The sequence below is a fragment of the Halobacillus litoralis genome (genome assembly GCF_009856355.1).
Lineage (GTDB): Bacteria > Bacillota > Bacilli > Bacillales > Halobacillaceae > Halobacillus > Halobacillus litoralis_B.
In genome coordinates, this window is record NZ_WMEW01000020.1 from 38,368 (window position 1) to 49,579 (window position 11,212).

Sequence of the window (11,212 nt, forward strand, 5' to 3'; positions counted from 1 at the left end):
AAAGCCTTTGAACCATCCCATGTCGGCATACGGTTCAAAGGCTTTATTATTTATATTTGGCCATGAATTCACGGTCAATTTTATGCTTCAGCTTCCATGCTTTATGATTGTGCGCATGAACAGCTCCATAGATCAAAAACCCTTTCCGGTCCCCGGTGGATAGAATATACAGGGCTTTCTTCTGAGGCACGAACGCTTCAAGCGGACGACGCTGAAAGTGATTTTTTAAGTTTTCCCATAAAATCGGGCCCTGTCGGACAGCATAAACGCCGCTTTTCGGAAGATCAGGATCGGTTTCCAGGGTGATGCAGTCTCCCGCTCCAAACAGGTAGTCATAGTTTTTGAACTGCAGCGTACGGGATACGAAAGCAAAACCACGGTCATCCACGTCCAGTCCTGCACGAATGAAAATCGAATCACCGACAGCCCCTCCCAGCCAGAGCACACCGGTGTGGCGGATTTTGTTCCCTCTGCTGGTTTCAATGCTGTCATCAGCAACGTGTTTCACTTCCTCATTCTCCCACACACGAACCCCTTTCTTTTTCAGGATGTGCTTCATCCGCGCGCGCACCCATTTCGGAGTGTCTGATAGAAGAGATCCTGATGTAACGAGACGAACCTGTCCCGGTCTCTGATGCATATGTTTGTAACTCTGGATGGAAAGGGCCAGTTCTGTTCCTGCCGCCCCTCCTCCGACGATCAGAGGCTGGGGTGTTTCCCTTAAATCCTTCATGCGTTCAGTGAAATGGTAGTTCGGTTTAATCGACTGGGCTGCTGAGTGCTCCACAGACTCCGGCAGGCTGCGCGAGCCGATATCAAAGCTGGCAGCATCAAAGGGATAAACACTTCCATCGTGGCAGATGACCTTCTTCTGTTCCGGCCTGATCATAACCGCTGTTTTCTGAATCAGCTGTACCCCGGCCCTTTGGGCAAGGGGACGAAGATCCACCCGTGTATCCTCTTCGGTATAAATCCCTTCCGTAAAACCTGAAAACATACCGGAATAATATTGATAAGGGGACGGTGTAATAAGACAGACATCCACATCAGATAAACCGTGTTCAGCCAGCTGTTTCAGCACTTCCAAGTGAGCATGACCAGCGCCTACGAGCAGCAATCGTTTTGACATCCTTCCACCTCCTTATAGAAAACGCCCACATGGAACCAGCCATGTGGACGTTTACGTATTATAGGCTTGCCTGCAGGAATTCCTGTACTTCTTCCGGCGTTTTAGCATCCGCACTGTGCAGATGAGCGGTCTTTTGGCCGTTTTGGAAAACCAGCAGGCTCGGAATTCCCATAACTTCGTACTTTTCAGCCAGTTCTGGAAGCTGGTCACGGTTGACATCGTACCATTGGTAATTATTATATTCCTCGATAATCCCGCCGATAAACATGTCCATGCGGCGGCAGTCCGGGCACCAGTCTGCCTGGAATTTCACGATGACCGGATGTTCACCGGCAATCGCTTCATTAAACGTTTCCACACTTTGTATAGATTCCATTTCTATCAATCTCCTTTAACCAAGCTCTTTCCTCATCATAATCAAATCAGAACCGTTTGTCCTGCTTTCCGCTCAGAGATTCTATCCCTTGTATTCCACACGTCCAAGCAGCCAGGCTGCAAGCAGTCCCCCAAGGAATGTAATGATACTGGCAGTGAGGAGACCCGTCGATTCAGGAACGCCGGGAAAGATGACAAACACAGAACCGATCACGAGACCAATAATGACAGCAAAAGTGCCTGACGTGTAATGATCCAGGAAGAATTTCACGATTTTACTCATGGAAATCAAACCGAGCAGAATTCCGAAACCGACCACGGCAATGATATCAATACGAAAATCAGAAATTCCTGAGGTTACAGTTGTATAGACGCCGATAATCAGAAGAATGAAGGAGCCGCTGATCCCGGGAAGGATCATGGCACTGCTGGCGATCCATCCAGAGAAGAATAACAGCAGATATCCAGACATCGTAATCTCTTCCATTGCCGTCGTTTCTGACGTCTGGAAAATGGCCATGGATGCCACGACTGCAGCACCAATCAATAAAAGGACGTAGTGCTTACCTTGGAATTTGTTTTTCATGTCTGCTTTATGGGTCAAATACGGAAGGACCCCGATGATCAATCCCAGGAAGAAAAACTGCGTCGGACCCGGGTAATGCTCAAACAACCAGTCAATGACACTGGCCAGCAGGGCAATGGATGTGACAATCCCGATGCCGAGCGGCAGCAGAAACTTCAAATGTTTCTTCCATTCCTTACTGAAAAATCCGTTGATGGCCTCAATTAAACGGTCATAAATCCCCAGAACAACGGCGATGGTGCCTCCACTGACGCCGGGGACCACATCACTCGCTCCCATTAGAAGGCCGCGGTAAATATTTCTCCATTCCCACATGTTTCTTTACTCCTTTTTCACAGGCAGATATTTTTTTAGTCATTCTTTAAGCTTCCATCATACCTTGTCTTGAAGAAAAATACAAAAAGCAAAAGGCCCGGTTTCCCGGACCTTTTTTCCATGCATCAGGCGGATGTTTTTTCTTTTTCCCTCTTCCCTTTTTCAAGAGCGGCTTTGTCAGCCCTAAGCGCTTTATAAAGGGAAACAACCATGAGAATCATGATAAAGGAAAAAGGAAAAGCCGCAGAGATCAAAGCATTTTGAAGTGCCTGCAGTCCTCCGGAATACAACAGGACAGCGGCCATGGAAGACTGAACGATTCCCCATGCGAACTTGACCATCGTCGGCGGGGTCAGAGACCCATTCGTCGTCTGCATGCCCAATACGAACGTTGCAGAGTCTGCAGACGTGATGAAGAATGTTCCGATCAGTGTCATAGCAATAATGGAAAGAATCAAACCGAGTGGATAGTTATCCAACATTCCAAACATCGCCTGTTCCGTAGCCAGTCCGGCGATATCGGCATCCCCGGACTGCTGCACCTTGATGGCAGAAGATCCAAAAGTGGAAAACCATAGGAATCCGACAACCGATGGGACAAGAAGCACGCCGGATAGGAATTCACGTATGGTACGTCCTTTGGATACACGCGCAATAAAGATTCCGACAAACGGAGACCAGGCAATCCACCAGGCCCAGTAGAAGACCGTCCAGTTGTTAATCCACTCACGGTTCTCTGCATTGTTCGGAGAGAGGCGGAAACTCATTGTCGGCAGGTTCTGCAGATACGCTCCGATCGTATCGGTAAACATGTTCATAATGAAGAGCGTTGGTCCGACGATCAGCATAATGACAAGCAGAGCAAGGGCAAGGAACATGTTTGTATTACTTAAGTATTTGATCCCCTTACTGAGCCCTGTATAAGCAGACATCATAAACAGAACTGTAACAATCCCGATAATGATCAGCTGCACCCCGAAAGAGTCTTCAATCGGAGTCAGGTATGTCAGTCCACCGTTGATCTGCGCAGCGCCGAAGCCGAGGGTAGTCGCTACACCGACGATCGTGGCGAAAACCGCAATGATGTCAATCAGCTTTCCGAACGGGCCTTTCATCTTATCTCCAAAAATCGGCTCCAGTGTGGAGCTGATCAGAGCGGGGGCACCGCGGCGGAATTTAAAATAGGCAAGGACAAGAGCAACAATTGCGTAAATGCCCCAGGCATGAACGCCCCAGTGGAAATAGACAAAACGCATCGACTCATTCAATGCCGCCGCCGTACCTGTTTCTGCTGTGGGTGCATTGTTTGCGTAGAAATAAATCGGCTCCGCAGCCCCCCAGAAAACAAGGCCGATTCCCATGCCTGCACTGAACAGCATGGCAAACCAGGTGGCATAATTATAATCCGGTGTATCGCTGTCCTTTCCAAGCTTCATCTTTCCGTAAGGACTGAAAATCATATAAAGACAAAAAACGACGAAGCCGGTCACGATTAATAAATAATACCAGCCAAAGTTGACAGAAATGAACGACTGGATTTTCCCTGTAATCAATTCCAGGCTTCCCGGGGCCCATGCCCCCCAGATAACAGAGAATAATGCAATGGCTAGTGTAACCCAGAACACCGAAGTAACTTTCTGCATGATTTGCTCCTTCCTTCCTAAATAATGGTAAAAGAGGATGTGAAATGCGGGGAAAAAGTCGGACACTGCATAACTATCGAATACCCAAACCTAGAAAAATTAAACAATTGTCGTCAATTCCTGCATAAAAAAACAGCCCTTAAATTTTATAAGGACTCCTCAAATCAAAGTGTACCATTTTTCCCATAAAAATCAAAAAACGGCATGATTCGACACTTTTATACATCACGCCATTTACGACTCCCTCCTTTACCAGACGGTTTGCTGACCATCTATGGATCTATACATATGTGAGCGTTTAAGACCACCCTTATTTTTCCATAGTTCTTCTGCTACAATGAACAAAAATGAGGAGGTGGATGATGTTAAAGGGACATTTAATCGAACTGCGTCCAGTCGCAAGACATGATCTGGAGCATTTATACCGATGGGGGAATGATGAACAGCTGGCTGATCTGGGGCATGGCAGTTCATCCGCTTACCAAAACAATAATCCGAAGGAAGATATCGAGGCGTTTTATGACAAAAACCTGACCCAGCAGGCTTTATGGGACAAGGGACGCGTTTTTATCGTGTATACGATCGGAACGAACGTCCCCATCGGCAAATGCGATTACAGAGCGTTAAATCCTGTCACCCGCACAGCAGAAGTCGGCATCAGTATCGGTGAGCGGGCCTACTGGGGACAGGGATATGGAAGCGATGTTCTTTCCACCCTTTTGAAGCATCTGTTCAATACGTTGAACCTCGAGCGTGTGCAGATGGACACGTGGAGCGGCAATACCCAGGCTCTACGACTCTATGAGAAAGCGGGCTTTGTAGAAGAAGGCCGCTTGAGAAAGAATGAATTCGTCCAGGGCTCTTATTATGATACGGTTCTTCTCGGTATGCTGAGAAGTGAATTTGAAGCGTAAAGAAAGACTTGGGTTTCTTAAGGAAAATGTAGGGAATTACATACATAACACCTCAGAAATCACCCCTTTTTCCCACGTCATTCTTATGAAAGGAGACGACGATGAAAGATCATCTGAACAATCCTGTATTCCTCATTTCCGCTTCGGTCATTCTCGTTCTTGTCGTTATCGGAGCGGTCAACCCGGAAGGCTTCGGCGCTGTAGCCGGGACCTTGTTTGAATTTACCACGATCAATTTCGGCTGGTTTTACTTACTTTCAGTCTTCGGCTTCGTCATTTTCCTTGTAGGACTTGGCTTAAGCAAGTACGGAAAAATTAAAATCGGTCCGCCGGATTCCAAGCCGGAATTTCCGTTCTTTACTTGGATCGGCATGCTTTTTTCCGCTGGTTTCGGCGTCGGCCTCGTTTTCTGGGGCGTTGCTGAACCGATGAGTCACTTTTTTGAAACCCCGTTTCCCGGAATGGAAGGGCAGACAGAGGAAGCGGCGCGTGTTGCCATGGGCTATTCCTTTTTTCACTGGGGCATTAACCAGTGGTCTGTCTTCACCATAGTCGGACTGCTGATTGCTTTTCTGCAGTTCCGTAAGGAGAAAAACGGCCTGGTATCTACAGCCCTTGAACCCGTTCTCGGGAAGTCAAAGCCTGTGAAACATACCATTGATTCCCTTGCTGTAATCGCTACAGTCATGGGGATTGCCACGTCCCTCGGTCTTGGAATCCTGCAGATGAATGGAGGATTGAATGCTGTCTTCGGCGTACCTAACAACACTACGGTACAGCTTGTCATCACAGGTGTGCTTTTAATCCTATACTTAACCTCTTCCAGTACAGGGCTGGATAAAGGGATCAAGTGGCTCAGTAATTTGAATCTCGGCCTCTGCCTTTTACTGCTTTTATTCGTGTTCATTGCCGGCCCTACGGTTTTCATCCTGAACAGCTTCACTCTTGGACTCGGGGATTATATTACGAATTTCGTGACCTACAGCCTGCGCCTCACTCCTTATGAGGGAGGAACATGGCTGCGGGAGTGGACCATTTTCTACTGGGCCTGGGTTATTGCCTGGTCCCCCTTCGTCGGCGCCTTTGTGGCCCGTGTTTCGCGCGGGAGAACGATTCGTGAATTCATCTTCGGTGTGCTCGTCGTTCCACCGCTCATTGCCTGCTTATGGATTGCAACATTCGGAGGAACGGCCTTAAACAGCGATCTGAATAATGGAACACAGATTGCAGAAGCTGTCAGCAACGATATTACCATTGCCCTTTTTGAAACCTATGAGTTTCTACCGATGACAGGGATTCTGTCGATGCTGTCCATCTTCCTGATTGCTACGTTCCTGATTACATCTGCAGACTCAGCGACGTATATTCTTGCCAGTATGACATCGAACGGGAGCCTGACTCCTGCTCTTGTCATTAAAATCGTCTGGGGACTGCTGATGGCAGCCATCGCCGGTGTTCTATTGGTAGCCGGAGGTCTGGATGCCCTTCAGACGGCATCGCTCGTATCCGCTCTTCCGTTTACCGTGATTATTATTCTCTTTGTTTATGCTTTCATAAAGATCATACGAAAAGAACCGCTGCCTCGGCGGAAGTATGATTCCCATGAAACCAGCAGTCACAAGAAAAATGCGTGAACCAAAAAACAGCTGCCCTCTAAAAAGGCAGCTGTTTTTTAATTTCTTTTATTTTTCACTTGTTTTCCTATAAATAAGAATCTGTATAGGCGGGAATTTTTTGTTTCAGTCAAGAAAAGAACGACAAAATGAAATGGAAATCGTAACTATAGAAGAGCTCGTCCCGGTAAATCACTGAGTTCGTAAGATCGACCCATACATAGATTTCTCTTTTATCCCCGATAAAGTACGCCTATGCTATTCTGAAGACAATGGGCGTCCTTCCCTTGTTCCTCTTGTATGATTCAAAAATGATGTTCATCGGTTATTTTTATGGCATCCGAACGTGGGTTATACCGGCAGATACAAACAAATGCTGCTGATCGAGAACGGCATAGGCCGCGCTATTGCCGCTTGCGGGGGAAGGAAAAAATGAAAGAACAGGCGCTGATGACAGCGTCCTGCCGGAATGTGAAAAAGATTGTCCTCCATCAGCAATGGGGATCTGGATGAAGGAGAATCTTTTTCGATTTTTAGAGAACTCCCAAGGATCACCGCTACTGGCGGTAAGAAAGAAAAAGCTTGTAAGAAACAGGGATTTCTCTACAAGCTGACAGCTGCCCTCTAAAGGGGCAGCTGTTTTTTCAACCGATACCTGGGTCACCGGGATCGTACATCACTTCCGATCCGGATCTGTCATTCTGAATGCCGGCCGGTGATACGACCGCTGCCGATAAAAGAGAAAACATAAGAACACAACCAACCACCGACAATTGAAATGCTTTTCTCATTTCCAAAGCCTCCTAATGGGTTTTCAGTCGTTTCATATATTCCAATGGGACACGGGCAAAGAAATGGTCACCCCTTTCCGTTATAAAACGGGTATAGGCCCTGTAAAGCATGTCCATATCCCGATTCACGTACCCGAGGTAGCTTTCCTGAAAAGGTGTAAGAGATGAGAGGGATTCCAATACCTCCCTGGCTCTTTCCAAGCGCCCATCCGCAAGATCCAGGTGAGCCTGTTCCACCGGATCTGTCGTATGAACGCTTTCTGTCCGATTGTGAAACGCGGATATAAACGGAATGGTATGAAGGCGGATCATCTCGGCAAAGGAAGACAATTCATATTGATCAGCGATAGCCAGGGCTTCCGTCAGCGGATCCATGGCCGAATCATAGCCGTTGAACAGCTGACAAAGGGCGAGAATAAAATACATCCGGCTTTTGCGGCGCGGGGAAAGCTCCGTGTTGATCATCTTATAAGCATGCCGTCTGGCTAGTATCGGGTTATCCGTTTTCCAGTAATGGTGAAACAAAAGTTCCTGGTAACGCTGATTGAGATAGTAATACATGAGCGGTTCATCCACACTGGCTAAAGCACGGTCACAATCGTCCAGGTACTTATCCAGAGCAGTAAATACTTTCAAGTCATAGTAAGCGTAAATCATGAGAAACAGGTGAAGGCAGTGCAGGGAAGGGTGGCTGCACTGATACTGCTGCAGCTCGGTCAACTGCTCCTTGGACACGGGTGTATTCACGCGTTGAAGGAGAAGATTGTAAAGCGGAAGAACTTCCTGATGTATGTAGGGAGAATGGAGTACGACAGCTAAGTCCTCGAAGAAATCATTCATATAAAAGAATTCGAGGCAGGCCAGCTGTTCATCGATGTGAGTCGGAAAATCAGCAAGAATCATATCTCTCGTACGAAGCTGTGCTTCTTTTTGAGAGTGGATCTTCAGATTTTCCAGGTAAATCATGTACAACGAGGAAGTATGCCGCATATGCAGGCTGGCGAACGGTCTCGGCTCTATTAACTGATGATCCTTCATAGGTCCAAGGACTCCTCTCCTATATCTATTTCCATTTTATTGAAAATTCAGCCGTTTGTCTATATGAAGTTGATTCGATGATGCCGTTCAAAAAATTGTTGAGGTAAGGAACCAGACGTTCCATAGGACAAGACTGTAGACAATCATTTTCTCACTCGGTGATCCGGTTCGGAACGTAATGAGGAACTGCTGATGCTTCTTAGAAAAAGGATAAAAAAGCGGAATCCCTTTTTTAGTCAGATAGTCACCGAACAAATGAGAAATGACTCCGATCACCAGACCGGCAGCAAGAACACGTGGAACTTGGAATGCCTGCTCAAGAACAGCACTGTAAACAATCAACAGGCCGACAAACAACAAGGAGTGTGTCATTTTTCTATGGCCGCGGATCATAATGAGAACCGGCAGCAGCATCATGACAAAAATCTTCAATTCCTCTCGATATGTATTCAAATAAGATGGGAAAAACAAATAACACAAAAATGCGAGCGTAAAAACCGTCAGTAAGCCGCGCCAGAATTTCTGCCCGAACGTGGAGGTCGGAGTATCAATATCTGGAAGCAGCGAACCGATTAATACAAATACTAAAAATAAGACCATTTGAAACGGCCGTTCGGAAACAACTTCAAAAGCAGGAATCAACGTCAGCGCGCCTACCCCGAAGGTGAAGCCGACAACCTGGTGTCCTGGTGCCATCATGGAGTATGCCGCTCCCCTTTCTTCTATTTCAAGCTAAAAAAATAAACCCACACAAAAGTGGGCTTTCGGTTAACAGTCTTTTTCAGGAAGACCGGTCATTTGAAACTTCGGTCCTTCCATCGTCTGTTTTCCTTCTATAGTCAATGGTTCAATTAAATGTGCGATTCTCTGGTCAACCGCGACAGGGATCGCATTGATGTAATGCAATTCGTCGTCGGCTTCAGGTTCACCAAGTGTCATCCCAATATCAGGCTCTCCGCAGCCGTATCCGGCGAAAAACAACCGGAGGCCGGGTGCCTCTTCCTCTTCTAATATCTGCTGCAGTAAGTCACGCGCTTCATTGGTGATTTGCACAGCTCTTCACCCCTTCCATTATAAAATACCACACGACCGTTTGAAATAGAAATCATCCGCCTAAACGCCCATAAAAAAAATCCCGGGGATTTCCCGGGATCTTTCATTGTTTTTGTTTAAACTGCCTGAGCATTGATTTCTACATCAATGTTGCCGCGTGTAGCTTTGGAATAAGGGCAGACCTTATGAGCTTCTTCTGCCAGTTCTTCCGCTTCTTCCTGGGAAACACCTTTGATTTTCACGTTAAGGACAACGCCGACTTTAAAGCCATTGTCTGCTTCGTCTTTCATAAGGCTTACGTCAGCAGTGATTTCAGAATCGATATCCTTTTTCTGATTGCTTGCCACAAGGTTCAGGGCACCATCATAGCAGGCAGAATATCCTGCAGCAAACAGCTGCTCAGGGTTTGAACCTTTTTCTGAACCTTCACCAGGCATCGTAAGATTCAGATCAATAAGACCGTCATCGGATTTCACGTGTCCATTACGGCCGCCTTGGGCTGTTGCATGCGCTGTAAACATAACTTTACTCATCATTATCACTCCTTGACTAGTATAGAGACTCCATCCATTACATACCTCATCTTTCCTGATGATAAACCTTTCTATTCCTTGTATACCCGAAATTCATCCTGCAGCGACTCCGGTGCCATTTTCACCATCCATTGAAGAACATACGTAAAAACTGCCAGATCATCGACAAGGCCGAAAAAGACGAGCACATCCGGAATCAAATCCCACGGAAAAACGAGATAAGCTGCCAGAAGAAGAACAGAGACCCATTTCTTTTTGAGACTGACCTGCCGGGACTGAAAAAAACGGATGATGAACGGCACAGACTTCCGCACATTAAAAAGAAACTTGATCCTTCTCCAGAAACGTATCATTCCCACGACCTCCCTCCTTATTCATTCCCGTTTTCCCAGCCTGTTACAACCACTGCTTTCCATTGCTTTCACTGTGCGTATACTTTACCATAAAAAGGAGAACAAACCGGAATCAAAAAGAGAGAATAGCCCAGACAACACCAGTGGCATATACTATACACAAAGACCAAAAGGGGAGAAGGATGTCATGAAGATCTTGCTGCTTAACGGAACAATTGTCGGAAAAAAAACAAGGACACTGCTTGATGAAATAGATAAATATATTCAACTCCTTCCAGATGACCATGAAACGAAAATTATTGATCTGGAAAATTATGAACTTCAATTCGTTGACGGTCGCCCGGCGGAAGAATATAACCAGGATATGCAGCGTTTGATCCAGGAAATCGAGGAGGCCGATGCCTACGTCATCGCGACCCCTATTTTCCAGGGTTCCATTCCAGGAACATTGAAAAACGTGTTTGATGCCGTATCACCTCTGGCTATGCGGTACAAACCCGTCACGATTATCGCCAACGGCGGCACCCTGCAGCACCACCTGGTCATCGAAAACCAGCTGAAACCGATCCTGAACTACTTCCGCTGCATGGTCACACCGAATTACGTCTATACCCATACCAATCACTTTTCCACCGATGGCGAACTCATCGACGAAGACGTCCGCAGCCGACTCAAAGAAATGACCATCGTCTTCAACCAGTACCTCCAAATGAGCCGCCACTTAGAACCCGATAAGTAAATTAGGGTGTGGAGAGGAGCTGGGAGGCCTGACACGTATAAGCCGGGCATTGCAGTGAAGGGAACTTTCTTCACGGAATTGACCGGCTTATACCGCGAAGGGCTGCTCCTCGGAACCGGATTACAAAAAA

At 46.8% G+C, this 11,212-nt stretch carries 14 protein-coding genes and 1 pseudogene; 4 read left to right on the forward strand and 11 right to left on the reverse strand.

Going from position 1 to position 11,212, the window contains the following annotated elements; translation table 11 throughout:
• Nucleotides 1-46: 46 nt before the first annotated feature.
• The 4 genes from GLV97_RS19060 to GLV97_RS19075 all read right to left on the reverse strand — a co-directional run bounded on the left by GLV97_RS19060 (nt 47) and on the right by GLV97_RS19075 (nt 4,048).
• Complete coding sequence (locus GLV97_RS19060) at nt 47-1,129, reverse strand: FAD-dependent oxidoreductase (RefSeq protein WP_160890346.1); 1,083 nt, start codon at nt 1,127-1,129, stop codon at nt 47-49.
• A gap of 58 nt (nt 1,130-1,187) precedes the next feature.
• Entirely contained in the window at nt 1,188-1,505 is a 318-nt protein-coding gene (locus tag GLV97_RS19065; protein WP_160839690.1) for a thioredoxin family protein, read from the reverse strand.
• An 81-nt stretch (nt 1,506-1,586) separates the two neighbouring features.
• The gene (locus tag GLV97_RS19070; protein WP_160839689.1) at nt 1,587-2,405 is read right to left on the reverse strand and encodes a DUF368 domain-containing protein; all 819 of its coding nucleotides are present in this window, start codon (nt 2,403-2,405) and stop codon (nt 1,587-1,589) included.
• A 125-nt stretch (nt 2,406-2,530) separates the two neighbouring features.
• The gene (locus GLV97_RS19075) at nt 2,531-4,048 is read right to left on the reverse strand and encodes a glycine betaine uptake BCCT transporter (protein WP_160890347.1); all 1,518 of its coding nucleotides are present in this window, start codon (nt 4,046-4,048) and stop codon (nt 2,531-2,533) included.
• Between the two features lie 362 nt (nt 4,049-4,410).
• On the opposite strand from GLV97_RS19075, the gene GLV97_RS19080 reads away from it, so the two are divergent.
• The 3 genes and pseudogenes from GLV97_RS19080 to GLV97_RS20090 form a co-directional block, all read left to right on the forward strand.
• Nucleotides 4,411-4,962, forward strand: a complete 552-nt coding sequence (locus GLV97_RS19080; protein WP_160890348.1) for a GNAT family N-acetyltransferase — start codon at nt 4,411-4,413, stop codon at nt 4,960-4,962.
• Between the two features lie 101 nt (nt 4,963-5,063).
• Nucleotides 5,064-6,596 carry a BCCT family transporter gene (locus GLV97_RS19085; RefSeq protein ID WP_160839686.1) on the forward strand — a complete coding sequence of 511 codons (1,533 nt, stop codon included), beginning with the start codon at nt 5,064-5,066 and terminating at the stop codon, nt 6,594-6,596.
• 133 nt (nt 6,597-6,729) lie between these two features.
• A pseudogene (locus GLV97_RS20090) lies at nt 6,730-6,922 on the forward strand (IS5/IS1182 family transposase); the annotation flags it as partial.
• Here the strand turns inward: GLV97_RS20090 and GLV97_RS19090 are convergent.
• The 7 genes from GLV97_RS19090 to GLV97_RS19120 all read right to left on the reverse strand — a co-directional run bounded on the left by GLV97_RS19090 (nt 6,907) and on the right by GLV97_RS19120 (nt 10,343).
• A complete protein-coding gene (locus GLV97_RS19090) occupies nt 6,907-7,239 on the reverse strand; it encodes a hypothetical protein (RefSeq protein WP_160890349.1) in 333 nt (110 codons plus the stop codon). The pseudogene GLV97_RS20090 and the gene GLV97_RS19090 sit on opposite strands and share 16 nt — an antisense overlap.
• The gene (locus GLV97_RS19095) at nt 7,220-7,366 is read right to left on the reverse strand and encodes a hypothetical protein (protein WP_160839683.1); all 147 of its coding nucleotides are present in this window, start codon (nt 7,364-7,366) and stop codon (nt 7,220-7,222) included. The genes GLV97_RS19090 and GLV97_RS19095 overlap by 20 nt, the downstream gene beginning before the upstream one ends.
• Before the next feature lie 12 nt (nt 7,367-7,378).
• Nucleotides 7,379-8,404, reverse strand: a complete 1,026-nt coding sequence (locus GLV97_RS19100; protein ID WP_160839682.1) for an AimR family lysis-lysogeny pheromone receptor — start codon at nt 8,402-8,404, stop codon at nt 7,379-7,381.
• 87 nt (nt 8,405-8,491) lie between these two features.
• Nucleotides 8,492-9,103 carry a metal-dependent hydrolase gene (locus tag GLV97_RS19105; protein ID WP_160839681.1) on the reverse strand — a complete coding sequence of 204 codons (612 nt, stop codon included), beginning with the start codon at nt 9,101-9,103 and terminating at the stop codon, nt 8,492-8,494.
• 69 nt (nt 9,104-9,172) lie between these two features.
• A complete protein-coding gene (locus GLV97_RS19110; protein WP_160839680.1) occupies nt 9,173-9,457 on the reverse strand; it encodes a hypothetical protein in 285 nt (94 codons plus the stop codon).
• Between the two features lie 116 nt (nt 9,458-9,573).
• The gene (locus tag GLV97_RS19115) at nt 9,574-9,990 is read right to left on the reverse strand and encodes an organic hydroperoxide resistance protein (protein ID WP_027956826.1); all 417 of its coding nucleotides are present in this window, start codon (nt 9,988-9,990) and stop codon (nt 9,574-9,576) included.
• A 71-nt stretch (nt 9,991-10,061) separates the two neighbouring features.
• The gene (locus GLV97_RS19120) at nt 10,062-10,343 is read right to left on the reverse strand and encodes a YkvA family protein (RefSeq protein ID WP_160839731.1); all 282 of its coding nucleotides are present in this window, start codon (nt 10,341-10,343) and stop codon (nt 10,062-10,064) included.
• A 187-nt stretch (nt 10,344-10,530) separates the two neighbouring features.
• Between GLV97_RS19120 and GLV97_RS19125 the strand changes: the two genes are divergently transcribed.
• Nucleotides 10,531-11,082 carry an NADPH-dependent FMN reductase gene (locus tag GLV97_RS19125; RefSeq protein WP_160839679.1) on the forward strand — a complete coding sequence of 184 codons (552 nt, stop codon included), beginning with the start codon at nt 10,531-10,533 and terminating at the stop codon, nt 11,080-11,082.
• Nucleotides 11,083-11,212: the final 130 nt, after the last annotated feature.